This window comes from Streptomyces anulatus (genome assembly GCF_000721175.1).
Lineage (GTDB): Bacteria > Actinomycetota > Actinomycetes > Streptomycetales > Streptomycetaceae > Streptomyces > Streptomyces anulatus_C.
The window spans coordinates 96861-121857 of the sequence record NZ_JOEZ01000028.1; the positions used below are offsets into that span (position 1 = coordinate 96861).

Consider the following 24997-nt stretch of genomic DNA (forward strand, 5'->3'; position numbering starts at 1 on the left):
TGAGGCTCCGCAGACCGGAGAAACTGATGGAAACAGCAACCGCACCCACGCAAGCGCCGCCACCCGGGCCGCCGACCGGCACCCCCCGTGGCAAGGCCCGCCCCGGCGACCGGATCTTCCTCGGTCTGTCCAAGGGCTCCGGGATCACCCTTCTCGTGATCATGGCCGCCATCGCGGCCTTCCTCGGCTACCGCGCCGTCCTCGCGATCTCCAAGGACGAAGCGAACTTCCTCACGACCTTCGAGTGGAACCCGGCCGGCGACCCGCCCGTCTTCGGTATCGCGGTCCTCGCCTTCGGCACGGTCGTGAGCTCGATCATCGCCATGGTCCTGGCCGTACCGGTCGCCATCGGCATCGCGCTGTTCATCTCGCACTTCGCGCCGCGCCGGCTGGCCGGCCCGATAGCGTACGTGGTGGACCTGCTCGCCGCGGTCCCCAGCATCATCTACGGCCTCTGGGGCGCGGTCTTCCTCGTGCCCTACCTCGACGGCCTGAACAAGTGGCTGGACGAGTACCTGGGCTGGACCTACATCTTCGAGCGGACCAGCGAGGGCGTCGCCCGCAACCTCTTCACCGTCGGCATCCTGCTGGCGATCATGATCCTGCCGATCATCACCAACGTCACCCGTGAGGTCTTCCTCCAGTCGCCGAAGATGCACGAGGAAGCCGCACTGGCCCTCGGTGCCACCCGCTGGGAAGTCATCCGGATGGCGGTTCTCCCCTTCGGCCGCTCCGGGATCATCAGCGCCTCGATGCTGGGACTGGGCCGCGCGCTCGGCGAGACGATGGCCGTCGCCGTAGTCCTCTCCCCGAGCTTCGTGCTCTCCGGACACCTGCTGGACCCGGGCGGCGGCACCTTCGCCCAGAACATCGCCGCGAAGTTCAACGAGGCGGACGAATTCGGCCGTGACGCCCTGATCGCCTCCGGCCTGGTCCTCTTCGTCATCACCCTGCTGGTCAACGGTGCGGCCCGCGCGATCATCGCCCGCCGCAAGGAGTACTCGGGGGCCAACGCATGAGCCACACCGTCCAGGACAAGCGCCCCGTCGCCGCCCCGTCGCGCGGCACGCTCGCCCACGCCAGGATGCCCCGCTGGGCCCCGGCGGCCATCGCCGTCGGCTCGGTGGCCACCGGCTGCCTGATCGGCGTCGTGGCCGGCCTGGAGAGCCGGATCCAGTGGGGTCTGCTCTCCGCACTGACGTTCGTGGCCGCCACCTACTTCATCACCGCGAAGGTGGAGGGCAGCCGGCAGGGCAAGAACCGTGTCGCCACCAGCCTGGTCTGGGTCTGCTTCGCCCTGGCCATCGTGCCGCTGCTCTCCCTGGCGTGGATCACCCTCACCAAGGGCCTCACCGTTCTCGACGGCTACTTCCTCACGCACTCGATGAGCGGTCTCCTCGACGCCGAAGAGGGCGGCGGCGTCTACCACGCTCTGCTCGGCACCATCGAGCAGGTGGCCATCGCGGCGGTCATCGCGACCCCGATCGGCCTGCTGACCGCCGTCTACCTGGTCGAGTACGGACGGGGAAGGCTCGCCCGAGCCGTCACCTTCTTCGTCGACGTCATGACGGGCATCCCGTCGATCGTGGCCGGACTCTTCGTCCTCGCGACCTGGAATCTCATGCTCGGCTTCGGCCCGTCCGGCTTCGCCGGCTCCCTGGCCCTCGCGATCCTGATGATGCCGGTGATCGTCCGCTCCACCGAGGAGATGCTCAAGCTCGTCCCGAACGAGCTCCGCGAGGCGTCCCTCGCCCTGGGTGTCCCCCAGTGGCGCACCATCCTGAAGGTGGTCCTGCCGACCTCGATCGGCGGCATCACGACGGGTGTGATGCTGGCAGTGGCCCGCATCACCGGCGAGACCGCCCCCGTCCTGCTGCTCGTCTTCGGCACGAAGCTGATCAACCCGAATCCCTTCGAGGGAGCGCAGTCCTCGCTGCCGCTGTACGTGTACGAGCAGTACTCCGTCGGCACCGCGGCTTCGGTCGACCGCGCCTGGGCAGGCGCCCTGGTCCTGATCGCCTTCGTCATGATCCTCAACCTGGTGGCCCGCGGCATCGCCCGCTGGAAGGCCCCGCAGACCGGCCGCTGAGGCCACCGAAAGTGAAGTGATCCACATGGCCAAGCGCATCGATGTCAGCGGGCTGACGGCCTTCTACGGCACGCACCGTGCGATCGACGACATCTCGATGACCGTCGAGCCCCGCTCCGTGACGGCCTTCATCGGCCCGTCCGGCTGCGGAAAGTCCACCTTCCTGCGCACCCTGAACCGCATGCACGAGGTGACCCCCGGCGGTCGCGTCGAGGGCAAGGTGATGCTGGACGACGAGAACCTCTACGCCTCCAACGTCGACCCGGTCGCCGTGCGCCGTACGGTCGGCATGGTCTTCCAGCGCCCGAACCCCTTCCCGACCATGTCGATCTTCGACAACGTCGCGGCGGGGCTGCGCCTGAACGGCAATTACAAGAAGAGCGAACTCTCGGACGTCGTGGAGAAGTCCCTCAAGGGCGCCAACCTCTGGAACGAGGTCAAGGACCGCCTCAACAAGCCCGGTTCCGGCCTCTCCGGCGGTCAGCAGCAGCGTCTGTGCATCGCCCGCGCCATCGCGGTCGAGCCGGACGTCCTGCTGATGGACGAGCCGTGCTCGGCGCTGGACCCGATCTCGACCCTCGCCATCGAGGACCTGATCGGCGAGCTGAAGGAGCGCTTCACGATCGTCATCGTGACGCACAACATGCAGCAGGCGGCGCGCGTCTCGGACCGTACGGCCTTCTTCAACCTCGCGGCCGTGGGCCAGCCCGGCAAGCTCGTCGAGATCGACGACACGGAGCGCATCTTCGCCAACCCGTCCGTCCAGGCCACGGAGGACTACATCTCGGGCCGCTTCGGCTGAGCCCGGCCCGCTCCACCCCACAGACGGCCTTGCGGTGCTGCATGGCGGTGCCACCACAAGGCGAAAGGGTCCGCCCCCGTTCTCGTACCGAGAACGGGGGCGGACCCACACGTGTAACCAACCGGCCGGGATCACTCCGTACCGACGGCTCAGCCGAAGAGCAGGAGAACCGCTCCGTAGCTCAGCGCGGCGACCAGCGCCGCGGCCGGCATGGTGATGAACCAGCCCAGGATGATGTTCTTCGCGACGCCCCAGCGCACCGCGTTCACCCGCTTGGTGGCGCCGACGCCCATGATCGCGGAGGTGATGACGTGCGTCGTGGAGATCGGGGCGTGGAACAGGAACGCCGAACCGAACATGATCGAGGCGCCGGTCGTCTCCGCCGCGAAGCCCTGCGGCGGGTCCAGCTCGATGATCTTGCGGCCGAGGGTCCGCATGATGCGCCAGCCGCCCGCGTACGTCCCGAGCGAGAGCATCAGCGCACAGGCGATCTTGACCCAGATGGGGATCTCGTCGTCGGGGCCCTCGATGTCCGCGATGACCAGGGCCATCACGACGATGCCCATCGTCTTCTGCGCGTCCTGGAGGCCGTGGCCGAGCGCCATGCCCGCCGCCGAGACCGTCTGCGCGATCCGGAAGCCGCGCTTGGCCTTGTGCGGGTTGGCGTTCCGGAACATCCACATGATGCCGACCATCACCAGATAGCCGACGATCAGGCCGACGAACGGGGAGATGAACATCGGGATGACGATCTTCTCCAGCACGCCGGACCAGATGACGTCCGTGCCGCCGGCCAGCGCCGCCCCGACCATGCCGCCGAACAGGGCGTGCGAGGACGAGGAGGGGAGGCCGTAGTACCAGGTGATGAGGTTCCAGATGATCGCGCCGACCAGCGCCGCGAACAGGATCCCCATCCCCTTCTGCCCCACGGGCGTGGCGATCAGGCCTTCGCTGACGGTCTTGGCGACCCCCTGGCCCAGGAAGGCGCCGGCGAGGTTCATCACCGCCGCCATCGCCAGAGCCGCACGCGGGGTCAGCGCCCGGGTGGAGACCGAGGTGGCGATGGCGTTCGCCGAGTCGTGGAAGCCGTTCGTATACGTGAAGCCGAGCGCGACACCGATGGTCACGATCAGCGCAAAGGTGTCCACGAGGTTCAGGACTCCTTGACCGCGATGGTCTCCACGGTGTTGGCGACGTGCTCGAAAGCGTCAGCCGCCTCTTCCAGCACATCCACGATCTGCTTCAGCTTCAGCACCTCCATGGCGTCGTACTTGCCGTTGAAGAGCTGGGCCAGCAACTTGCGGTGGACCTGGTCGGCCTGGTTCTCCAGACGGTTGATCTCGATCCAGTACTCGGTGAGGTTGGCCATGGTCCGCAGCCCCGGCATGGCCTCGGCGGTCAGTTCCGCCGCCCGGGCCAGCACCTCGATCTGCTGTTCGACGCCCTTGGGGAGTTCCTGGACCTGGTAGAGGACGACCAGGTCGACGGCCTCCTCCATGAAGTCCATGATGTCGTCGAGCGAGGACGCCAGCTTGTAGATGTCCTCGCGGTCGAACGGCGTGATGAAGGAGGAGTTCAGCTGGTGGAAGATCGCGTGGGTGGCATCGTCCCCCGCGTGCTCCGCTGCCCGCATACGCTCCGCGATCTCGACTCGGGAGGCAGCGTCCGCCCCGAGCAGTTCCATCAGGAGTTTCGAGCCCGTGACAATGTTGTCCGCGGACGCGGAGAACATGTCGTAGAAGCTCGTCTCCCTGGGGGTCAGACGAAAGCGCACGTGGGGTCCTCGGGGTGCTTTGGATTCGGTCAGGCTGATGCTAGGCGCATCATCCGGCCACGGCTAACCGGCGTTCTTCAGTGTCGCCCATCGGACAAGGCGTTCAGCACGGACCCCCGGTCACGTTTCGGCGGGATTCGTTACGATATACCCGGCAGGGGTATAAGCATGGCAAAGTGCGGCGTTGAACAGTCCAGCGCTTCACACACCGATTCGGCACGCAGCGGGACACGTGAGAGCAACAACGGGAGGACGCAGATGACCACGACCGGGACCACGGGGACGGAATCGGGGGGCGTGGCGGCCCCGGATTCGGGGGCGGCCGCCCCTGTGGACATCGTCACGGACCACGACCGCGGCATCCACGGCTACCACCACCAGAAGGGCGAGCACCTCAAACGGCTGCGCAGGATCGAGGGCCAGATCCGCGGCCTCCAGCGCATGGTCGACGAGGACGTCTACTGCATCGACATACTCACGCAGGTATCGGCGTCCACCAAGGCCCTCCAGTCCTTCGCCCTCCAGCTGCTGGAGGAGCACCTGCGCCACTGTGTCGCCGACGCGGCCGTCAAGGGCGGCGAGGAGATCGACGCGAAGGTCGAGGAGGCCACGAAGGCCATCGCCCGCCTGCTCCGCACCTGAGGCCCTGCCGTGTGAGCGGCGGCGGGGGTCGCGCGCGTCACCCCCGGCGAGCGGCCTGCCGGGGGACCGTCGCCCAGGACTCCGCGCCCCGGACGTCGAGCACTTCGTCGATACGGTCGGGACTGAGGCGTTCCTCGCCCGCCGCCGACGCGGCGATCATCAGCTCGCCGCACAGTTCGATCTCGGCGAGGGCCACGAAGTCCTGAGCGTTCGGAGCGCTGAGCGTCACCACCTGCGTCACCTCTCTCTGCCGTCACCGGCCCCTGGGGCCTGCCGTCGAACTGCCGTCTGCCGCGCGACTCCCGGCACACCGGCTTCCCAGCCTAGGGAGCGCGACACGCACCGCGCATGGCACGGACGGACCATTTCAGCCCCCTCCCAACCGGCCCCACCGCCCGGCCCGTCCCGGCCGCCGCCTCCCCTGAGGTCACGACCGGCCACCCGGCGCCGCGGGGCCCCGGCCCCGGCCACCCGGAACCGCGTCCCCGCCCACCGCCCGCACCCCTCAGCCCTGCCGGATCTCGCCGGTGTAGATGGCGTCCTCGTCCGGCAGGGTCACCCGGACCGGCAGCCCGAACCCGTACAGCAGCAGTGTCGAGACCACCGCCACCTCCCGGTCCTCGGAGGGGAAGGTGAAACGGTGCCGGACCTTCCGCAGCCGGCCGTCCTCGTCCAGGTAGGCATCGAACGGGACGGCGTCCTCGCTGAACCCTTCCGCCGCCGCGCCGAGCGCCCCGCGCGACTGCGGTGAGGCGGCCCGGGTCGCACGGTTCAGGTCGGCGACGCCCCGGTAGTGATGCACCGTCACCCCGGCCAGCTCGGACTCCCCCACGTACGTCACGTCGTCGGCCCCGCGCAGCAGTTCGGCGGCGGCCATCGGATCGGTGACCCCGCCGGTGACGAGGTTGCCGTCCTTCAGCGTGGTCGTGTCGATCCTGACCCACTTGTCGTCGGGCACCCCGGCGCCGCGGTTCTTCATGTACAGCGCCCCGGGGGCCAGCAGCTCGGTGATCGGCCGGTGGCCGTCCGCGCCCGCGGCATCCTTGCCCGCGGCGTCCGTGGGCAGCACCACCTTGAGCCGCCCCATCTGCCTGCGGAAGTCGTACGCACCCTGCCCCCGGATCGTCACCCGCGTCCCGCCGGCCGCCGTCTCCATCGACGTACGGGTCTCCGCGCCGCCCGCCTCGACGAGGACGTCCGCCGCCCGCCCGAGCACGTCGAGCGGACGACCGGCGGCCAGGGAGCGCTGCCCGGAGCCGTCGCTCGCGCCGCTCCTCGCGTCCCCGCCGAAGCACCCGGCGGTGACCGCGATCACCCCGGCCACGGCGAGGGCGCGGGCAGCACGGGCCCCGCCTCCGTCCCTGTACTGCTGCACCACCATCGCCTGCCAACCCCCAACGACTACCGCCCGGCCGAGCCCTCACCCGCCCCGCATAACGACCGCCGCCGCCCCCCGTCACGCGGCCCCGGCGCGTCCCGCACCGGGGATGCGGGCGTGTCGGGGGATGGCAGGGCCGCGACCCCCCGCCGGCCGGCCGCGGCCAGTACCGTGGTCGGGTGCATGAGGATTCCCCCGCCCCGGCCCACACCGCCCCGGGGCTCACGACCGCCTCCGCGTCAGCTCCCCCTCCGGAGCCGCCGGCCGGGCACAGCGCCACGACGATCGAACGCGGCTCGTTCTGCCTGGCCCGCTGCACCTGCGGCTGGCGGGGCCCGGCGCGCAGGTCCCGGGACCGGGCCCGTACCGATGCCGCCGAACACCTCACCGCCCCCTGATCGGCCCCGTTCAGCACGAACCCCCAGGCGCCAAGCACCTGGGGGAACGGGAGGCCGGTCGATCAACTGAAGGCTGAAACGGGCCGAGCGACTGGAGGCTGAAGCGGGCCCGAGGACTGACGGATCGGCTACGGGAGGGAGGACGGGACCGTCAGGCGGCCAGGTCCTTCTCCCCCAGATCGCCGCGTCCATGGCCGGGCCGAGGCTCGTGGATGCCCCTCGCCCCACCCTGCTCGTCCGCGTACGCGACGGCCGCACTCTTCGACCGGACGAACCAGCCGACGCGCGGTGAGCGGGCGACCGCGGCCATCAGCGGGGTCAGCAGCGCCATGGCGAGCGGGGCCAGCAGCAGGACGACAGCCGTACCGAGGGCGAAGCCGCCGATCACGTCGGTCGGATAGTGGACGCCCATGTAGATCCGGCTGAAACCGGCGAAGAGGGCGAGGCCGATCGCGACGAAGCCGAACTTCCGGTTCGCCACGAAGATGCCGACGGCGATGCCCATCGCCAGGGTGGAGTGGTCGCTGACGAACGAGAAGTCCGTCTTGCCGTGGATCAGGACCTCAAGGCCTTCGTGGTCGTTGAACGGACGGGGCCGTTCGACGAAGCCCCGGATCGGGATGTTGATGAGGATCGCGATGGCGGCGGCGAGCGGCGCCCAGACGATGGCGGCGGCGGCCGTCACCGAGTCCTCGGCCGTCCCGCGCTTGCGCATGCTCCACCAGCACCACAGACCCACCAGAACCAGGCCGAGCATGATCCCGTACTCGCCGACGAACTCCATGACCCGGTCGAACCAGGTCGGAGCGGCCTTCGCGAGCCCGTTGATGTCGTAGAGCAGACTGACGTCCGGGTTCGACCCGTCGAGTTCGAGTCCAGCCATCTGCTGCGGCCCCTTGCCTTGTCTGCTTCATCTGCTGCGACGCGCGTCCTTGCCCGCCGCCGTGGTCGAACCCCCGTGTATCGGTGCGATCCGTTACCGCACTGCACCTCACTACAAAGCATGGGTCAGTGCGCATGCCGTTCCCGTACCCCGTCCAGGGAACGGCCCGGCCGTCGTGTGCGTTCCGCTCTCCACCGAATGATCACCATGACGTTATCGAAGAGTGATGGGTCGTCGCAGCTCAGGGCCCAGGCTTCACGGAGAGTTCCGACCGTGGCCGACTACCCGTCAGCACCGTTCGCCGCTCCGGAACCTTGCGCGGAACTCCGCTGGGCGGAACTCCGTGCCCCCACACCCCGACACCCGCCCATCCGGACATCCGGACATCCGCATGGGAGACATCCGTCACCCTGTGGGCAGATCCGTCGGAAGGGCGGCCGCTCCGTCCTTGGTGACCCGTGTCGCACCGAAGTAGTCCGGCGTATCGATCTTGTCGAACCGGATGACCGACCCGGTGAACGGCGCATTGATCATATAGCCGCCCCCGACGTACAGCCCGACGTGCCGGATCGCGCGCGAGTTGGTCAGGTCGTCGGAGAAGAACACCAGGTCGCCCGGGAGCAGCTCGTCCCGCGAGGGGTGCGGACCCGCGTTGTACTGATCGTTGGCGACGCGCGGCAGCTCGATGCCGACGGTCCGGTACGCCGCCTGGGTCAGCCCCGAACAGTCGAAGCGGCCCTGCTGCTCCGGTGTCCCGTTGCCGCCCCACAGATAGGGCGTGCCGAGCTTCTTCTGTGCGAAGTAGATGGCCCCTGCGGCCTGCCGGGAGGGTGCGACCCGGCCGACAGGGCGGGCGAAGCTCTTCTCCAGCGAGCGGATGATCTTGACGTAGTTCTGCGTCTCCCTGTACGGCGGGACGCCGCCGTACTTGATGACCGCGTAGGCGCCGGCGTTGTACGCGGCGAGCATGTTGCTCGTCGGGTCGCCCGGCACCTTCTTCACGTACCCGGCGAGCTCGCAGTCGTACGAGGCGGCCGACGGAATCGCGTCGGCGGGGTCCCACACGTCCCGCCTGCCGTCGCCGTTGCCGTCGATCCCGTGCGTGGCCCACGTCCCGGGGATGAACTGGGCGATGCCCTGCGCGGCGGCGTGGCTCTGCGCCTTCGGGTTCCAGCCGCTCTCCTGGTACAACTGCGCCGCCAGCAGGGCGGGGTTGATGGCGGGGCAGAGGTTGCCCCACTTCTGCACGAGCGGCTGGAAGCGTGCCGGGACCGCTCCCTTGGCCAGCGCGACGGCACCGCCGCCCCCCGCCCCGGCGAGCCCGGCGGCGGCCGAGTACGTACCGACGACGAGCAGCGCCAGGAAGCACATGACCATGGCGACGCCGATGCCACCGAACACCCAGAATTTCCGCACCCCTCAACCATCCCCCATCGGGGTGCGCTTCAGAGGTGTTTTCGACGGTGTGTACGAGTCATCCGCGGCACACCACCGGCGCACCCGAAGCACACGGGGGCGCCGACGGCTCACCCCTGACAGAACTGACGGACATTCAGCCCCCTCGGCCGCCCCCAGCCCTCCTCAGTCGCCCTTACCCGACCAGAAGTCGGAACGGACGTTGGGCCGGGGCAGCGGATAGACGTCCTTGTACGCGGGTCCGTTCGGCTCGGCGGTGGGGGCGGCGACCTTCGACTCCTTCACGCACGGACTGTCGGCCTCCAAGAAGGCCTGCCCCTTCCCACGGAAGGAGACGCTGACACCGAATCCGGTCTTCGTGACCGCGTAGACCGCCGGGAACTCCTCGTCCTTGTTGACCGCCTTGATCCGGTAGTCGTTCTTCCGCCAGAACGTCTCCGCCCGGTCCAGGAACGTCTGCCGGCGTTCGGCGGAGACGACGGTCATGACGGTCCGCCGACGGGTCACCCCGCAGGCCCGGGTGGTCGTCGGCCCGTGCGCCCACTGCACATCGGGGTCGATGCCCTTCAGGACGGCGTCCAGCATCGCGTCGGACCGCTCGGCGGCCTCCTGCATATCCATCCCGCTCTCCTTCCCGGTGCTCACGTCGTCGCGCGCGCTTCCCTCCACGCTCCCGCACCCGGACAGCGGAACCCCCAGGGCCAGGACCACCGCGACGAGGGGCAGGACCCGCTTCGCTCGTCTCACTTCGGTTCCTCCATCTTGAGCCGGTCGGCGTTGCCCGACACGATCAGGGCGATGCTGTCCGCGGACACGGCGTCGCGTTCCGGGCTGAAGTAGTTCGAGTGCGAGTCAAGACTGACACCGCTGCCGCTGACGAGCGGGGGACCGTCGGCCACCGGGAAGCGCCGGGCCCCGAACGCCTTGCTCGCCGGATCCTTCCCGAACCACAGGTCGTCGTCGCCCGGATCGGCCAGGTCGCCGGCGAGGTAGGCCCCGCCGGGCCCACCGAGGACCAGCCCGATCCCGCCCACCACGACCTGGGTCTTGGACGGCAACTTGGTCACCGGGTCGTTGGCGGCGGCCCCGACGAAGACATGCTCGCTGCCGACGCCGAGATCCACGGCGTGGTCGACGCCGACCCCCGGACTGCCGACGAGGATGATGTCGTCGACCCCGGGAATCCCCCCGGGCCGGGCCGCCGCGGCGCCCACGGTCCGGGACCCGTAGGAGTGCCCGATGGCCGTCAGGTGCGGATCCTTGTTCTGGTTGGTGACGGAGATCCCGCCCATGAAGTCGCGGTACGCCGCCCCGCCCTTCTCGGCACGCCCCGTACCCATGACGGCGAAGTAGCCCGCCGCCCCGTCCTTGTCCGGCAGCTGCGGCGCGTCGTACCCGAGCCACACGATGGACGCCGTGGACTCGTCGTACCCCTGCGCCCCGATCGCGGTGTCCCGGGCCCGCCCGAGGTCGTTCTTGGCGAACTCCTCGTCGAGCGAGGTGTTGAGCCCCGGTACGTACGCCGACACATGCTGCGAGGCATCCGGATTCCCGAAGGAGACGATGGCCCGCCCGTTGCCCTCGTCCCCGATGCCGATGAGATACATGGGCGGCTTCCCGTCCTCCTTCAACTGCCGCTCTATCTCCCGGAGCCCGGCCAGCTGATCACGGGCCTTGTCGGTGTCGACCCCCTCCAGCTTGTCGATCAGTGCCGGGAGATTGCGGCGGTTGGCGGCGTCGCGCGCGAGGACCGGGATGCCGTCGAGGTTGCCGATCAGCTCCGGGACCAGCTCGATGTACCGCTGCCGCTCCTCCGGCGAGAGCCCGTCCCACCAGGCCTTGCGCTCGGCGGGCGTGGCGTTCTGCGGGATCCGCCCGCTCAGGTGCGCGCGCTCGGCGTCCCGCACCTCGGCGTCGACACGCGCCCCGGAACCGGGTATCGCCAGCCCGGCACCGGCACCGCCGACGGCCTTGTTCCAGTCCCAGGCCGCACCGATGTAGTCGCCCCGCGCCCACTTCTCACCCGCGCCGCGGGTGTCGCGCCCCCACTGGTCGACGATGCGCCGCCCGCTCTCACCCGGCCGCAGGACCGCGTCGACGACCCCTTGGACGTCGCCCCCCAGCCCGTCCCCGAGAAACCCGTCGAGGAACCCGCCGCCGGGGCCCGCGGGTCTACCCGCGTCAACCGGGACGAAGACGGCGGTCGGGGGGAAGGCGTCGCCGCCTTGGGGATGGGCGGTGTCGCCTGAGGGGCTGGAGCTGCCGGAGCCACCGGAGCCGTCGCTGTCTCCGCTGCTGCCGCCGCTACTTCCGCTGCTGCTGCCGTTGCTGCTGTCGTCGCTTCCGCTGCTGTTGCCGTTACTTCCGACCGTGGAGCCGGTGGTTGCGGCCCCACCGGTGTCACCGTCGGTACCGGTACTGCCGGTACCACCGGTCAGGCTGGACTCGTCGCCTCCACCGCCTCCGCCGGCTGCACCGGTGTCGGCATCAGCGCCAGGGGCCTCGTCGTCACCGGTGCCGTTGGCGGTGCCATTACTGCCGCCGGTGCCGGTGCCCGTGCCGTCGGTGCTCCCACCACCGGCCACGACGTCATGCCCCGGGGCCGGACACGAGCTGCCGGTCAGTTCGCAGATCGCGCTACGGATCTCCGCGGTGAGCTGCCTGCCGGTTCCGGTGGCCATCAGCCCGCCGACGAGAGCGACGACCACCAGGACGAGGCCCAGGTACTCCAACGCGGTCTGCCCGCCGTCGCGGCGCAGCTTCATCATCCGGGCAAAGCTGAACAGCCTTTGCTCGACGCGTTGCTCCAGGCCGCTCCGGAACCACCCCCGGCTCTCCGGCCGGCACAGCAGCACGATGACGGCCGCCGGCATCACCAACCGCGCGACGCCCTGGGCCCCGGCCCCGCCGCTCAGCTCCGCGAGGGCGCCGAGGACGATCCAGGCCTGCACGGCGAGGAGCCCGTACCAGACCCGGATGCCGCCATGACGTACGTACAGCGACAGCACGAAGGCGCCGACGCCGGGTAGCGACGCGTAGAGCAGCAACCCGAGGAGGTACCCGTCGACCGCGTCCACCGAGGACGCCGTCGACAGAGCCCGCACAGCGCCCACCAGGGTGGCGACGAAGAGAACGTGCAGAAGGACGAGCACCGCCTGCAACGGCCGGGGCATCAATCGCCCACCCGAACCCGCTACGGCAGCGCTTACATCGACGCCAACAGGGACCACGCTTCTTCGTATGCCGGACAAGAGCAGTCCCCTACCTCGTGAGTGGGCGGAACGGGCGACAGGTCAGTCACTCCGCGTATGCGACCACACGTGCAGGGGACGCGACATGGGCCCCAGGGCCCAATGGCGGGCTCAAAATCCCTACGGGACAGCCGAGTTGAGCCACCTTGACCCGATCACGACCCGCTCGCCGCCGCGCTGGGGGCACCTGCCGACCAGAAGTCTGAGTGGATGTTGGGGCGGGGGATGAGCTCCGCTTCCGGGTCGAGGAACGCGGTGGCCCGGCTGGTGGAATCGGCCACCTCGGAGCGGCGGACACAGGGGCTGTCCACGGTGAAGTGCGCCTGCCCCTTGTCGGCAACGGTCAGGCTCACTTGAAATCCGTTCTGCGTCCTCACAAAGATCGCAGGGGCATCGACATGGCTGTTGATCGCCGTGACGCGGTAGCCGCTTTTCTGCCAGAATCGGTCCACCACACCTAGGAAGCTGCCCCTCCGTTGGGGAGAGACGATGGTCATGACGGTCCGCCGCCGCGTAACTGTGCAGCTTCCCATCGTGGTCGGACCATGAACCCATCGCACACTCGGTTCGATCTCCGCGAGAACGCTGTCGAGCATCTCATCAGCGCGTTCAGCGGCATCCTGCATATCCATTTTTCCACCCCGCACCCCGGCGCACCCCGCCAATAGGACCCCCACAAGAAGGACCACAAGAATCGATCTAAATTGAATCATCTCAACGCGGCTCTTCTCTTTTGATTCTGTTCGCATGACCAGCGGCGATCAGCCCCATATTCTCGACCGATGCCCTATCGACATCCGGATCGAAGTAACCTGAATGCGCATCAACGTTGAGCTTGCCGTTCGCGATCAAGGTCGGCCCGTCCCCCACCTCGAATCGTCTCGCTCCGAACGCTTCGCTGGCCGGGTCCCTGCCGAACCAAACATCGTCATCTCCTCGGTCGACCAGATCACCGAAGACATAGCCAGCCGCAGGCCCGCCGAACAGCATCTCGGTCGCTCCTAAAGCCGACTTACTTTTGGACGGAAGTTTTGTCACAACGTCGTTCTCGGCGGCTCCGACAAACACATGATCCCGGCCTACGCCCAAGTCATCTGCACTGTCGACGCCAACCCCCGGGCTCCCGACGAACACAATCTCGTCGACACCAGGAATTCCTCCCGGCTGCTGTGTAGCTGCCCCCACAGTGCGCGAGCCGTAGGAGTGGCCGATGGCCGTCAGGTGCGGATCCTCGTGGTCGTTGGCCGCTTCAACTCCATCCATGAATTCGCCGAATGCCAGACCGCCCTCCTCCGCCCTGCCACCCACAGCAACGGCAAGCGTTCCGAGCCCGTCCGGCGACTGCGGTGCGTCATATCCGAGCCAGGTGATGGCAGCAGAGGGCTCCCCGTGCTGATTGGCGGCGATAGAGAGATCACGCGCCCGCTTAAGGTCTTCCGTAGCGAAGTTCTCGTCCAACGACGTATTCAACCCAGGCACATAAGCCGCCACATTCCTCGCCGTATCCGGATTCCCGTACGAGACAATCGCCCGCCCATTGCCCTGATCGCCGATCCCGAGCAGGTACATGGGCGGCTCCCCCGGCTTCGGCACCGTCCGCAGCTGCCGATCGATCTCCCGCAGCGCCGCAAGCTTGGTCGCCGACTCGTCGTCGTCCCTCCCTTCCAGCTTCCCCATCAGCAGCTGGAGGTTGTCCCGGTTCGCCGCGTCCCGTACCAGGGCCGGGATCCCGTCCAGGTTGCCGATCTGGTCCGGGTACACCGCGAGGTACTCCTCGCGCTGTTCGTCCGTCAGCCCGGCCCACCACTCCTTGCGCTCTGCCGGAGTCGCATCGTGCGGGATCGCGTCCTTCAGGTAGTTGTGCGCCGCCTGCCGCACGGCAGCCGCATCGGCCGCTGCGTCCGTCCACGTCGCCGCCGGAACACCCAGGCCCTCCTCAGCCTTCAGCGACCGCAGGATCCTCGTGTACCGCCAGTCCGCGTCGGCCGCCGTCCGTACGGCCTGCGCCACGCGGTCCGCGATGTCCTGGGCCTTGCCGGCGTTCGGGTTGGGGGCGACGAGCCCCGAAGGGGTCACCATGCCCGGGTTCGGAACCCCGGACGCCGTCCCGCCCGCCAACGGCTTCCCGTCGACCAGGCCCTCGCCCCCCGCCGGATACGTCACCGAACCATCCGCGTGCACCGTGAACTTCAGTGCCGCCGCATCGTCCAGCGCACCCTGCAACACACGCTGCTGGGCCTTGATCTCATGGGCCAGGCTGTTCAGCGTGGTCCGCAGCAGCCCGCACTCGGTGTAGATGTACTGGAAGTTCGTCCCCAGCCGGCGCAGCCGCCCCACCGCCGCACCCGCCGCCTCCCCCTTCTGCGCATCACGCAGACCGGGCAGGAACTGGCCCTCGATACGGTCCCGGGCGGCGTCTGCACGGTTGCTCACCCGGCCCCAGCCGTCCGCGGCCTCCTCCAGCTCGGCGCACTTCACCTCACGTAACACGGACCAGGTCAGGTCGGACCCCGCCCCTCCGCCCCGGCCACTCACCGTGCGCCGCCCCCGCTCAGCGTCTTCACCCTGTCGAAGCCGCTCTTCACCGCCTCGTTGGTCTCTGCCTGGCCTTGGACCACCGCCCGGAGGTTCCCGGCGAGGCTCCCGCACTCGCGGCGCGCCACCTCGACCCGACGCTCCCACGAGGCCCTCACGGTGCTCAGTTCGGCCAAGGCGGACAGCGCTCCGGCCCCGGCGATCAAGCCTTGGTGCGCCGCAGCCAGTTCGCTCTTCACCGGGCCGAGGTGTGTGACCAACTGGTCGGCTCCACCGGCGGCCCGCAGCCATGGACCGTCGCTGTGCCGTAGATCCCCGTCCTCGGCCGCTCCCGCGGATCCGGCCGGTACCCCCAGCCGCCCCCAGCCCTCGTTCGGCTGCCCGACCACGGTTACTCCGCCCACACCGCTCACCCCGTTCTCTTGATCGTGGAGCGGCACTGTGCCAAATCCGCGGTGCGCGACATGCCGTCCGTCCACGCTCCGGGGCCCCGGCTCCGTACGCACCCGGACCCGTGATTCCCGGGCGGGCGACGCGGGGGCGCCGTTCCCGTGGAGCCGTGCGGTTCACCCGAACGAAGGGGAGCCGAGCACGGGCACGCACACCACGGCCGTCTCCCTGCGGAGCCCAGGGCCGAGGCCCCCTCCGCCGCACGGCGGAGACCCCGGCACCCGCCCTCGTACCGCGGGACAGCCCACTCGGGATCAGAAGGTGACGCCCCACCACGGCCCCAGGACCACCATGGACTGCATGATGCGAACCCGACAGGAACGCCCGACCGACTCCACCCCCGCGCCTCTGCCTTCTCCCCCGCCCGCGCCCCGGTGGGCGGTCCGCGCCGCGCAGCTGACCACGCTGATCGTGCTGCCGACCGGACTGTGGCGGCTGGCGATGGTGTGCGGGTTCCCGTCCGGGTACACCGCGGCAGGCTTCGTACCGTTCGAGACCCCGGGCGCCAAGCTGTGGATGCTGGCGCTGAGCGTCGCCTGCGAGCTGCTCGCGCTGCTGACCCTCGGCCTGGTGCGGCCGTGGGGCGAAACGGTGCCCCGCTGGGTACCCGTCATCGGCGGCCGCCGCGTTCGCCCCCTGGCCGCCGTCGTACCGGCCGCCGCCGGGGCTCTCGCGCTCACGGCGATCTGGGCCGCGATGCCGCTGTGGTGGACGTACCCCCACGCGGACATGACTCCCGCCGGCCGGCTCCTGGTCGGCGTCATCTACCAGCCGCTCGTCCTCTGGGGGCCGCTCCTCGGGGCCGTCACCGTCTCCTACTACCGCCGCACCCGGCCGACCCATCGCGAGGACTGAGCCACCCCCAGCACCCCCTTCCCCGACCACACCTGACGAAGCATCGAACAAGGTGCCGACCGGCGCACCGACGGCTCTCGAACGGCGCATACGAACACGCCGTGCCCCGCGAACGCTGCAACCGCATCAGAACCCATGACCACCGTCGTTGCTCCTGGTCACACCCCGTGATACACAGAGTAACCAGGCATGTGTGTGAGGAGCCGGGACGAGCCGCAGGTCGGGGCGACCGCCCGGTCAAACGTGCGAGATCCGGGTAAAGAGACCCGGGAAGACGTCGTGCGAGCGCGGTTTCATCAGCGAAGATAGAAGGCGACTCGTGCCGGACGGCATGGGCAGCGAACTACCCAACAGGGGCGGTGACTTACATGATCCTGGCAGCAGAGAAGGGCGACATCACCACCATCATCGGCGGAATCGCTCCGGACTGGGGGCCGTTCGGGACGCTGGGCAACGAGGCGCGCATCATGATCGAGGTGGTGATGGCCATCGCCATCCTGCTCTGCCTCGGCATCGCGATCTGGGGCGCGGCGAAGCAGCGCATCGGAGCGACGGCACTGCGCGACACGTTCAGCGCGGAGCAGGGCAAGGGCCTGATCGTGGCGGGACTGACCGGGGTCTTCATCATCGGCTCCCTGGGAACCCTGTTCACCATCGTGTACGGAATGGCCGTCTGACCCACCGTCGGCCATTCCCGTCCGGGCCGTCCCCGCCCGCTCCCCACCATCCGCCCGTCGTGCCCACCGGCTGAGGTCGCGTTTCCCTGATGTCGAGTCACCACACCGCGCTCAAGCGGCAACCAGCACAGCTACCGTCGTCCTGCGCGGATCCGCACACGACCGAGGGAGCGAACGCGGCATGAGTCCCGGTGACGAGCACGACTACCGCGGCAAGGACCAGGGGAGCCGCCCGGACGACCCGTACAGCACCCTCGGCGGCACCCGTCAGACCCGTACCCGCCTCCCCGACGGCGACGCGGGCCACCCCCACGCGCGCCGCCCCGTCCGCAACTCCCGCTCGCTCGTGACTTTCACCGGCATCGCGGTCCTCCTCGTCGCTGCCATCGCCTTCGCCAACCGCGGCGGCGGCAGCGACGACGACACCTCCCCGGGCGCCAAGAGCCCTGGCACCACAGGAAGCGCTCCCACCGCGCCCACCGGCACCAAGCCCGTCCAGGGCAAGAACGGCACGATCGCCTCCGGCTTCGCCCACGACGAGCAGGGGGCGCAGAGCGCGGCGGCGAACTACGCGGTGGCGCTGGGGTCGGCGGAGATGTTCACGAAGGAAAGCCGCGACCAGATCCTCGACACCGTCTACTCGCCTGCTGCGGCGGACAAGCTCAGAGCGCCTCAGGACCTGGCCTACTCGACCGAATTCCTCGCACATCTCGGTCTCGACGCCGACGGCAACGCCCCGGAGGGCAGCACCTTCATCTCTCGGACCGTTCCCGTGGGCACGAAGGTCCTGGCGTTCGAAGGCGACACCGCAGAGGTAGCTGTCTGGTACACGGGCCTCATCGGCATGTCCGGACCGGACTCCACCAAGCCGGTGAGCACCACCTGGAAGACATGGACAGCCCAGTTGTCGTGGTCGGGCGGCGACTGGAAAGTGACCGCCGCATCCGAGAGCGACGGCCCGGCGCCCGTTCCCGGCGATGTCGCGGCTTCCAAGTCCGACACGATCAGCAAGGCCGTCGAGGAGTACGGAGGCTTCACTTATGCCAGGTAGCCCCAAGTACCGCTTCCGTTCGGTGGCCGCTGCGCTGGTCGGACTGCAAGCAGCCGCGCTGGCGTTCGCCGGACGCGCGGCCGCGGCGCCGACCCCTACCCCTACCCCGACGCCGTCACCGAGCGCCAACGAGGACTGCAGTCTTCTGTTCGGCGAGGTGAAGAAGTTCTGCGAGGAAGGCGACGGCGCCGGAGCGTCCGACAGCGTGCCGGGTTCTCCGGACCCGTCGGAATCCCTCGACCCCCTCTCCTCCCTCGCCCGAGGCTGCGCCGACGCCGCCTCCTGGATCGTCGGCAAGCTCAGCGAGGCCGTCGAGTCCACGGCCAACGTCGACTTCACGAACCCCAAGTTCCTCCAGCAGTACGCCGTCATCTTCGCGGCCTCCACCGTCCTCACCCTCGTCCTCTGGCTCCTCGCCGTGGCCAAGCGCGCCATCCGCGGCGTCCCCCTCACCACCGCGATCTCCGAGGCCGTCGGCTTCCTCTGGCTCACCGTCCTCGCCTCGGCCTTCACCCCGCTGATCCTCTACACGATCGTCTCCGCCACCGACGGCGTCACCGAGGTCATCTCCTCCGCCACCGGCGGCCAGACCGACGTCTTCTTCGGCTCGTTCGCCGAGGCCCTCAAGAAGGGCGAGGACATCGGCGGCGGACCGATCATGCTGATCGTCGTCTCGCTCGTCTCGATCCTCGCCGCCGGCATCCTGTGGCTGGAGCTCGTGATCCGCGCCGCCCTGCTCTACGTCGGCGCGCTCCTCGGCATCGTCGTCTACGCCGGCCTCGTCGACAAGAACATGTGGGGCCACGTCCGCCGCTGGGCCGGCATCATGATCGCGGTGATCATGGTCAAGCCGGTCATCGTCATCGTCCTCGGCCTCGCCGGAGCGCTCTCCGCGGGCGACGGCCCCGACGCCTTCTCCGCCGTCGTCTCCGGCCTCTCCATCATCCTGCTGGCCATCTTCGCCTCCGCCATGATCTACCGCTTCGTCCCCGGCTTCGGCGACGAGATCCAGGGCGCCCGCACCAACCGCAAGCAGGCCACCGACGGGGCCCAGGCCGCCGCCCTGATCAGCTCCCCCGCCGCCCTCGTCTCCCAGGGCATCAAGACCCACAGCGGCCGCAACGACCAGAACAGCGGCGGAGGCGGCGGAGGCGCCCGCCCCGCCAACCCGGCCAGCGGCGGCGTCGCCGCCCACAGCTCCCGCACCACCGGCGGAGGCGGTGGATCCGCCGCCCCCTCGCCCCGCAGCGGGTCCGCGCCCACCTCCGGGACCCCCCACAGCAGCCGTTCCTCCCGAGGCGGAGGCGGCTTCGGCACCACAGGTAACTCGAGCACAGGAGGGGGAGGGCGTTGACGACCCAGTCCCACACGATGACGCCCCGCCGCACGTATCTCATCGGCCGCGCCCGGCCGAACGCGATCGTCGGCAAGAACCGCGAGACCGGCGAGATCGCCCTGATCATCGTCGGCGCGTTCCTCGGCATGATGAGCGGGCTCCTCGTCCCCGTCCTCTCCCTCCGCATCGTCTGCCTCGTGGGCTTCCCCATGCTGGCGCTCGCCATCGTGTACGTCCCGTACAAGGGGCGGACCTTCTACAAGTGGTTCGAGATCAACCGCAGCTTCAAGCGCTCCCTGCGCCGCGGCACCGCCTACCGCTCCAGTGCCATGGAAGCGGGCGTCAGCGCCGACGGCCGCGAGGTCGAGATCGGCCCGCCCCCCGGCATCGGCCGGATCAGCTGGCTCGCCGCCCCCTTCGGCCCCGACGAGATCGCCGTGCTCCTCCACGCCGACCGGCGCACCGTCACCGCCGCCATCGAGATCGAGGGCCCCGGCGTCGGCCTCCGCGACAGCGAGGACCAGGAGGCCCTCGTCGACCGCTTCGGCACCCTCCTCAAGCACGTGGCCAACGGCGACGGCTTCGTCACCCGCCTCCAGATGCTCGCCCGTACCCTCCCCGCCGACCCCGACGCCCACGCCAAGGACGTCGCCCAACGCGGCGACAAGACGTCCCCGGGCTGGCTCCAGGAGTCCTACGACCAGCTCCAGTCCATGGTCTCCACCTCCAGCGAGCAGCACCGCGCCTACCTCGTCGCCTGCATGCACTACAGCCGCGAACTGGCCGCCGAGGCCAACGCCATGGCCCGCGCCGCCCGCCCCCACGGCGGCCGCAAGCTCGACCGCGACGCCGGCCTCGCCGTCGTCATGGCCCGCGAGCTCACCGACATCTGCGCCCGCCTCGCCGAGGCCGACATCCGGGTCCGCCAGCCGCTCGGCCAGAGCCGTCTGGCCTCCCTCGTGCACTCGATGTACGACCCCGACCACCCCATCGACCACATCCAGGCCATGACCAAGCGCAACGCCTGGCCCGCCGAGCTGGACGCGGTCGAGCCGACGTTCCTCCAGGCCAAGACCCGCGAGTCCACCACCCGCGCCCCCTGGTGCCACGCCACGGCCTGGGTGAAGGAATGGCCGATGACCCCCGTCGGCGTCAACTTCCTCGCCCCGCTCCTCGTCCACACCCCCGACGTCATCCGCACAGTCGCCGTCTGCATGGACCTCGAACCCACCGAGGTCGCCATCGAGCGCATGCTGACCGAGAAGACCAACGACGACGCCGAGGCGAGCCGTCAGGCCAAGATGAACCGCACCGTCGACCCCCGCGACATCGCCGCCCACGGCCGGCTCGACCAGCGGGGTGAAGATCTCGCCAGCGGCGCGGCCGGAGTGAACCTGGTGGGGTACATCACGGTGTCGTCCCGTTCACCCGAGGCCCTCGCCCGCGACAAGCGCACGATCCGCGCCTCGGCGGGCAAGTCCTACCTCAAGCTGGAGTGGTGCGACCGCGAGCACCACCGTGCCTTCGTGAACACACTCCCGTTCGCCACCGGCATCCGTCGCTGACGACGCACCACCCGCACGCCTCAACCCCAGCTCCACCCCCGCCGGAAGAACCGCAGCAACCGCAGCAACCGCAACAAGAGAGGGCACCCCCACCATGCGAGACCCCCTGTCCGCATTGTCGGATGCCTTCACCTCCTTCCTCTTCGGCAAGGTGGAGACGACCCGCCTCCCCGTCCGTACGTCGACGGGCCAGGCCCAGGCCGTCTACCTCCCCACCGCCGCCCCCGGCCTCGGCGACTCCGGCGTGATCATCGGCCGCGAGGTCTACAGCGGCAAGGGCTACATCTACGACCCCTTCCAGCTGTACGGTCAGCAGCTCCCCGCCCCGCACTGGCTCGTCCTCGGCGAGTCCGGCAACGGCAAGTCCGCGCTGGAGAAGACGTACGTCCTGCGCCAGCTCCGCTTCCGCGACCGGCAGGTCGTCGTCCTCGACGCCCAGGGCGAGGACGGCGTCGGCGAATGGAACCTCATCGCCCAGGAGCTGGGCATCACCCCCATCCGCCTGGACCCCACCGCAGCGCTCAACGGCGGCATCCGGCTCAACCCCCTCGACCCCTCCATCACCACCACCGGCCAGCTCGCCCTGCTCCGCACCATCATCGAAGTCGCCATGGGCCACGGGCTCGACGAGCGCTCCGGCTTCGCCCTGAAGGTCGCCCACGCCTACGTCACCGCGACCATCACCGACCGCCAGCCGGTCCTGATGGACATCGTGGAACAGCTGCGCCACCCCGAGCCCGAGTCCGCCGCGGCGATGAACGTCGACATAGACGATGTACGGGCCTGGGGCCTGGACGTCGCCCTCGTCCTGGACCGGCTCGTCGACGGCGACCTGCGCGGCATGTTCGACGGGCCCACGACCGTCGGCATCGACCTCGACGCGCCCCTCATCGTCTTCGACCTCTCGCACATCGACCGCAACTCGATCGCGATGCCGATCCTGATGGCGATCGTCGGCGTCTGGCTGGAGCACACCTGGATCAGGCCCGACCGCAAGAAACGCATCTTCCTGGTCGAGGAGGCGTGGCACATCATCAACTCCCCCTTCGTCGCCCAGCTCTTCCAGCGCCTCCTGAAGTTCGGACGCCGCCTCGGGCTCTCCTTCGTCGCCGTCGTCCACCACCTCAGCGACGTGGTGGACGGGGCCGCGGCGAAGGAAGCGGCGGCCATCCTCAAGATGGCCTCCACCCGCACGATCTACGCCCAGAAGTCGGACGAGGCCAGAGCGACCGGCCGGGTCATCGGACTGCCCCGCTGGGCGGTCGAGATCATCCCGACCCTCACCCCAGGCATCGCCGTCTGGGACGTCAACGGCAACGTCCAGGTCGTCAAGCACCTGATCACCGAAGCCGAACGCCCCCTGGTCTTCACCGACCGCGCCATGACCGAGGGATCGACGGACGACCTGCTCCCCGAGGACATCCGCGCCGCCGAACTGGAGGCGGAGCAACGGGCGGCCCGGATCGAGAACCAGCAACGGATCAACGAGTCGTCAGAGTCAACGGTGGCATGACATGGCACGCCAGGCAGCACGCGGCCGGGGCCCGGCCCCTCACGACGGACACGACCGGCCCCAGGGTGGCGGCGGCATCCCGGACGGCCTGCTGATCGGCCTCCTGGGCCTCCTCCTCGCGGCCACCCTGGTCGCCTGGACGGCCACCGGCCTGGCCGGGCTCCTCGCCCACGGGGCCTGGCCGGACGGCGTGACGTTCACCCGGTCCCCACTCGCCCTGCGCGAACTGGCCACCGCCCCCAAGGACCTCGCCGCCGCCTGGCCGGGGACGCCCCCGGCCCAGCTCTCCGGATACGGGCTGTTCTGGGGCCTGTTCATCGGCGAGCTGATGGTGCTGGTGGTCCTCGCGGTGTTCGTACTCGGCGTCGTGGCCCGCGGTCGTGCCGTACGGGAACGGCGCCGCGAGGAACGGGCCTTCGGAGCGCACGAGAAACAGCCCCCCGCACCCGAGACGACACCAGCACCAGTAGCAGGAACACCGGCAGAAACACAGGCGGAAACACAAGCAAGAGCAACGGCACCACCCCCGACAGCACCACCGGCACCACCGGCAACGGCGCCCGACCACACCACCCCAAGCGCCCCCGCAGCCGAATACGCGCCCCCTCCCTCCGACGGAGACGTACTCCTCCCCTCCCCCCGCACCCCCCTCCTCGTCTACGCCCCCGCCCCCGCCCGGCGCCCCACCGTCGTCCAGGCCATCCACGACGCCGAAGGGCCCGCCCTCGTCATCACCTCGGACCCCACCGTCTGGGCCGAGACGAAAGACGCCCGAAGCAAGCTCGGCCCGGTCCTCGTCTACGACCCGGGCCACCTCTGCGACACCCCGGCCCGCCTCCACTGGTCGCCCACCGCGGGCTGCGAGCTCCCCGACGTCGCCGCCGCGCGCGCGGCCGCCCTGCTCGCCCCCGTACGCCCGCAGGCCCGGATCGACGCGGCGGTGGCCGACACGGCGCAGACGCTCCTCCAGTGCTGGCTGCACGCCGCAGCGGTGGACGGCCGGCCCTTCCGCCAGGTCCTGCGCTGGGCCTCCGGGGCCGGCGCCCACGAACCGGTACGCCTCCTCCGTACGCACCCCAAGGCCGCGTCCGGACTCGCCGGGCTGCTGGAGTCCGCCCTCACCGCATACCCGGAACGGCGCGAAGTGGCCCAGGAACTGACGGTACGGGCGTTCGCCGCGCTCTCCACGGTGCACATCCGCGAGGCCTGCACGGCGCACCGAGCGGATTCCCTCGCGCTGGAATCTTTTGCGGACGAAGGGGGAACGCTCTATCTGGTGGGCGAACCCATCGAGGATCCCCGCTCCCACCCCGGCGCGATGCCCCTTCTCACCGCGCTCGCCGCAGACGTGGTCGAGCACGGCCGCCGCATGGCCGCACGGTCATCCGACGGTCGGCTCGACCCACCAATGACCCTCGTCCTCGACGACGTCGCGGCCGTGGCACCCCTCCCCCAGCTCCCGGAGCTGCTGGCGACCGGTCAGAACCGGGGCATGCCCGCCCTGGTGCTGCTCCGCTCCCGGGAGCAGGCCCGGGCCCGCTGGCAGGAGCACCTGCACGCCCCGGCCCCGGGCGTCAGCTAGGGCGTGTGCCCGGTCCAACGCACCGGAGCGCTGCTACCCCTCCCGCCCGAGGACGTACTCCAGCTCCAGCTCGCCCCGCCCGCCCGGAGCGGGAATCCGCTGCCCGGAGGGGACGAACCCGAACCGCCGGTAGAAGGCGGCGGCCCGCGGGTTCTTCTCGTGCACGTAGAGGCGCACCCGCTCCAGCCGCGGCGAGGACAGCGACCAGGCCCACGCGACGGCCTCCCGGAACAGCGCGTCCGTCACCCCGGTCCCCCGCGCCTCGGGCCGGACGAACACACCGACCAGGTGTGCCTGGTCCACCTCAGCGGCCTCCCCGAAGCGCACATCGTCCTCGGGGCTCTCGACGAGCACGGTGACCGTCCCCGCCCACACTCCCTCGGGCGACTCCGCGACGAACTGACGGACCCGCCCGCCCTCGGCCGCCGCCGCAGCAGACCGCTCCTGCCAGTGGACGTCCGGCTTCGCCGCGGCCTCCTCGTACGACTCCAGGAACGCCACAGGGGCCGCCGGATCCCTCAGGGCATCCAGCCGCAGCTGCCTGGCCTGCGGCCATTCGTCGGCCCGCACAGCACGCATCACATAGTCCATGCCTTGATCTTCGTCCTCCACCCGCCCACGCTCAACCGACTAAGGACCGACTGATCCCCAGCCAGGCCACCGCACCACGCCCACGCCCCGTCGTGCCCCGGTACTACCGCCCGGGAACGCAGAAAAGCCCCGCACCAAAAGGTGCGGGGCTTTCCCGGAAAAATTGTTCGGCGGCGTCCTACTCTCCCACAGGGTCCCCCCTGCAGTAC

24 protein-coding genes are annotated in these 24997 nt (G+C 69.8%); 12 read left to right on the plus strand and 12 right to left on the minus strand.

Going from position 1 to position 24997, the window contains the following annotated elements; all coding sequences use genetic code 11:
* Window positions 1–26: 26 nt before the first annotated feature.
* From pstC to pstB, 3 genes are read left to right on the plus strand one after another with little or no spacing between them, the layout of a single operon-like run.
* The gene (pstC, locus tag IG90_RS0128715) at window positions 27–1019 is read left to right on the plus strand and encodes a phosphate ABC transporter permease subunit PstC (RefSeq protein WP_030590647.1); all 993 of its coding nucleotides are present in this window, start codon (window positions 27–29) and stop codon (window positions 1017–1019) included.
* The gene (gene pstA, locus IG90_RS0128720; protein ID WP_030590650.1) at window positions 1016–2089 is read left to right on the plus strand and encodes a phosphate ABC transporter permease PstA; all 1074 of its coding nucleotides are present in this window, start codon (window positions 1016–1018) and stop codon (window positions 2087–2089) included. The genes pstC and pstA overlap by 4 nt, the downstream gene beginning before the upstream one ends.
* Before the next feature lie 25 nt (window positions 2090–2114).
* Window positions 2115–2891 (plus strand): phosphate ABC transporter ATP-binding protein PstB, encoded by a 777-nt coding sequence (pstB, locus tag IG90_RS0128725; protein ID WP_030590652.1) that lies wholly within the window; start codon window positions 2115–2117, stop codon window positions 2889–2891.
* A 149-nt stretch (window positions 2892–3040) separates the two neighbouring features.
* Here pstB and IG90_RS0128730 read toward each other — a convergent pair whose 3' ends face one another.
* Window positions 3041–4039: an inorganic phosphate transporter gene (locus IG90_RS0128730; RefSeq protein ID WP_030590654.1), complete on the minus strand. Its 999-nt coding sequence runs from the start codon at window positions 4037–4039 to the stop codon at window positions 3041–3043.
* Window positions 4040–4044: 5 nt separating this feature from the next.
* Window positions 4045–4665 (minus strand): DUF47 domain-containing protein, encoded by a 621-nt coding sequence (locus tag IG90_RS0128735; protein ID WP_030590657.1) that lies wholly within the window; start codon window positions 4663–4665, stop codon window positions 4045–4047.
* Between the two features lie 258 nt (window positions 4666–4923).
* On the opposite strand from IG90_RS0128735, the gene IG90_RS0128740 reads away from it, so the two are divergent.
* Window positions 4924–5307 carry a metal-sensitive transcriptional regulator gene (locus IG90_RS0128740; RefSeq protein WP_030590660.1) on the plus strand — a complete coding sequence of 128 codons (384 nt, stop codon included), beginning with the start codon at window positions 4924–4926 and terminating at the stop codon, window positions 5305–5307.
* A gap of 37 nt (window positions 5308–5344) precedes the next feature.
* On the opposite strand, the gene IG90_RS0128745 is transcribed toward IG90_RS0128740, so the two are convergent.
* Window positions 5345–5548: a hypothetical protein gene (locus IG90_RS0128745; protein ID WP_030590663.1), complete on the minus strand. Its 204-nt coding sequence runs from the start codon at window positions 5546–5548 to the stop codon at window positions 5345–5347.
* A gap of 264 nt (window positions 5549–5812) precedes the next feature.
* The gene (locus IG90_RS0128750; RefSeq protein WP_030590666.1) at window positions 5813–6688 is read right to left on the minus strand and encodes an SCO4651 family lipoprotein; all 876 of its coding nucleotides are present in this window, start codon (window positions 6686–6688) and stop codon (window positions 5813–5815) included.
* 176 nt (window positions 6689–6864) lie between these two features.
* Between IG90_RS0128750 and IG90_RS42560 the strand changes: the two genes are divergently transcribed.
* Entirely contained in the window at window positions 6865–7083 is a 219-nt protein-coding gene (locus tag IG90_RS42560) for a hypothetical protein (RefSeq protein WP_078585517.1), read from the plus strand.
* Between the two features lie 151 nt (window positions 7084–7234).
* Here IG90_RS42560 and IG90_RS0128755 read toward each other — a convergent pair whose 3' ends face one another.
* The 7 genes from IG90_RS0128755 to IG90_RS0128785 form a co-directional block, all read right to left on the minus strand.
* Window positions 7235–7966, minus strand: coding sequence for a phosphatase PAP2 family protein (locus IG90_RS0128755; protein ID WP_030590669.1), 732 nt, complete (start codon window positions 7964–7966; stop codon window positions 7235–7237).
* Window positions 7967–8371: 405 nt separating this feature from the next.
* Window positions 8372–9367: a C40 family peptidase gene (locus tag IG90_RS0128760; protein ID WP_030590671.1), complete on the minus strand. Its 996-nt coding sequence runs from the start codon at window positions 9365–9367 to the stop codon at window positions 8372–8374.
* Between the two features lie 180 nt (window positions 9368–9547).
* On the minus strand, window positions 9548–10129 hold the full coding sequence (locus IG90_RS0128765) for a hypothetical protein (protein ID WP_030590674.1): 582 nt from the start codon (window positions 10127–10129) through the stop codon (window positions 9548–9550).
* Window positions 10126–12555, minus strand: a complete 2430-nt coding sequence (locus IG90_RS0128770; RefSeq protein WP_030590677.1) for an alpha/beta hydrolase — start codon at window positions 12553–12555, stop codon at window positions 10126–10128. The genes IG90_RS0128765 and IG90_RS0128770 overlap by 4 nt, the downstream gene beginning before the upstream one ends.
* A gap of 233 nt (window positions 12556–12788) precedes the next feature.
* Window positions 12789–13265 carry a hypothetical protein gene (locus IG90_RS0128775; RefSeq protein ID WP_030590679.1) on the minus strand — a complete coding sequence of 159 codons (477 nt, stop codon included), beginning with the start codon at window positions 13263–13265 and terminating at the stop codon, window positions 12789–12791.
* Between the two features lie 82 nt (window positions 13266–13347).
* Window positions 13348–15168 (minus strand): alpha/beta hydrolase, encoded by a 1821-nt coding sequence (locus IG90_RS0128780; protein WP_030590680.1) that lies wholly within the window; start codon window positions 15166–15168, stop codon window positions 13348–13350.
* On the minus strand, window positions 15165–15581 hold the full coding sequence (locus IG90_RS0128785; protein ID WP_233436175.1) for a hypothetical protein: 417 nt from the start codon (window positions 15579–15581) through the stop codon (window positions 15165–15167). Before IG90_RS0128785 ends, IG90_RS0128780 begins: the two co-directional genes overlap by 4 nt.
* A 340-nt stretch (window positions 15582–15921) precedes the next feature.
* Here IG90_RS0128785 and IG90_RS0128790 point away from each other — a divergent pair, with 340 nt between their 5' ends.
* The 7 genes from IG90_RS0128790 (at window position 15922) to IG90_RS0128820 (ending at window position 24197) form a co-directional block, all read left to right on the plus strand.
* Entirely contained in the window at window positions 15922–16473 is a 552-nt protein-coding gene (locus IG90_RS0128790; RefSeq protein ID WP_051860391.1) for a hypothetical protein, read from the plus strand.
* A gap of 368 nt (window positions 16474–16841) precedes the next feature.
* A complete protein-coding gene (locus tag IG90_RS0128795; protein WP_003968086.1) occupies window positions 16842–17150 on the plus strand; it encodes a hypothetical protein in 309 nt (102 codons plus the stop codon).
* 181 nt (window positions 17151–17331) lie between these two features.
* Window positions 17332–18201, plus strand: a complete 870-nt coding sequence (locus IG90_RS0128800; RefSeq protein WP_030590683.1) for a DUF8175 domain-containg protein — start codon at window positions 17332–17334, stop codon at window positions 18199–18201.
* The gene (locus IG90_RS0128805; RefSeq protein ID WP_030590684.1) at window positions 18191–19555 is read left to right on the plus strand and encodes a hypothetical protein; all 1365 of its coding nucleotides are present in this window, start codon (window positions 18191–18193) and stop codon (window positions 19553–19555) included. Before IG90_RS0128800 ends, IG90_RS0128805 begins: the two co-directional genes overlap by 11 nt.
* Window positions 19552–21102 (plus strand): SCO6880 family protein, encoded by a 1551-nt coding sequence (locus IG90_RS0128810; protein WP_030590685.1) that lies wholly within the window; start codon window positions 19552–19554, stop codon window positions 21100–21102. The genes IG90_RS0128805 and IG90_RS0128810 overlap by 4 nt, the downstream gene beginning before the upstream one ends.
* Window positions 21103–21196: 94 nt before the next feature.
* Complete coding sequence (locus IG90_RS0128815) at window positions 21197–22615, plus strand: ATP-binding protein (protein ID WP_030590687.1); 1419 nt, start codon at window positions 21197–21199, stop codon at window positions 22613–22615.
* A gap of 1 nt (window position 22616) precedes the next feature.
* A complete protein-coding gene (locus tag IG90_RS0128820; protein ID WP_030590690.1) occupies window positions 22617–24197 on the plus strand; it encodes a type IV secretory system conjugative DNA transfer family protein in 1581 nt (526 codons plus the stop codon).
* A 33-nt stretch (window positions 24198–24230) separates the two neighbouring features.
* Here the strand turns inward: IG90_RS0128820 and IG90_RS0128825 are convergent, their stop codons facing one another.
* Complete coding sequence (locus tag IG90_RS0128825) at window positions 24231–24788, minus strand: GNAT family N-acetyltransferase (RefSeq protein ID WP_030590693.1); 558 nt, start codon at window positions 24786–24788, stop codon at window positions 24231–24233.
* Window positions 24789–24997: the final 209 nt, after the last annotated feature.

What these genes read in the sequence shown, in the direction of transcription:
- pstC (WP_030590647.1), top strand. Translation starts at nt 27, where the DNA reads ATGGAAACAGCAACCGCACCCACGCAAGCGCCGCCACCCGGGCCGCCG.
- pstA (WP_030590650.1), top strand. Translation starts at nt 1,016, where the DNA reads ATGAGCCACACCGTCCAGGACAAGCGCCCCGTCGCCGCCCCGTCGCGC.
- pstB (WP_030590652.1), top strand. Translation starts at nt 2,115, where the DNA reads ATGGCCAAGCGCATCGATGTCAGCGGGCTGACGGCCTTCTACGGCACG.
- IG90_RS0128740 (WP_030590660.1), top strand. Translation starts at nt 4,924, where the DNA reads ATGACCACGACCGGGACCACGGGGACGGAATCGGGGGGCGTGGCGGCC.
- IG90_RS0128750 (WP_030590666.1), bottom strand. Translation starts at nt 6,688, where the DNA reads ATGGTGGTGCAGCAGTACAGGGACGGAGGCGGGGCCCGTGCTGCCCGC.
- IG90_RS0128755 (WP_030590669.1), bottom strand. Translation starts at nt 7,966, where the DNA reads ATGGCTGGACTCGAACTCGACGGGTCGAACCCGGACGTCAGTCTGCTC.
- IG90_RS0128770 (WP_030590677.1), bottom strand. Translation starts at nt 12,555, where the DNA reads ATGCCCCGGCCGTTGCAGGCGGTGCTCGTCCTTCTGCACGTTCTCTTC.
- IG90_RS0128775 (WP_030590679.1), bottom strand. Translation starts at nt 13,265, where the DNA reads ATGGATATGCAGGATGCCGCTGAACGCGCTGATGAGATGCTCGACAGC.
- IG90_RS0128790 (WP_051860391.1), top strand. Translation starts at nt 15,922, where the DNA reads ATGCGAACCCGACAGGAACGCCCGACCGACTCCACCCCCGCGCCTCTG.
- IG90_RS0128795 (WP_003968086.1), top strand. Translation starts at nt 16,842, where the DNA reads ATGATCCTGGCAGCAGAGAAGGGCGACATCACCACCATCATCGGCGGA.
- IG90_RS0128800 (WP_030590683.1), top strand. Translation starts at nt 17,332, where the DNA reads ATGAGTCCCGGTGACGAGCACGACTACCGCGGCAAGGACCAGGGGAGC.
- IG90_RS0128805 (WP_030590684.1), top strand. Translation starts at nt 18,191, where the DNA reads ATGCCAGGTAGCCCCAAGTACCGCTTCCGTTCGGTGGCCGCTGCGCTG.
- IG90_RS0128815 (WP_030590687.1), top strand. Translation starts at nt 21,197, where the DNA reads ATGCGAGACCCCCTGTCCGCATTGTCGGATGCCTTCACCTCCTTCCTC.
- IG90_RS0128820 (WP_030590690.1), top strand. Translation starts at nt 22,617, where the DNA reads ATGGCACGCCAGGCAGCACGCGGCCGGGGCCCGGCCCCTCACGACGGA.
- IG90_RS0128825 (WP_030590693.1), bottom strand. Translation starts at nt 24,788, where the DNA reads ATGGACTATGTGATGCGTGCTGTGCGGGCCGACGAATGGCCGCAGGCC.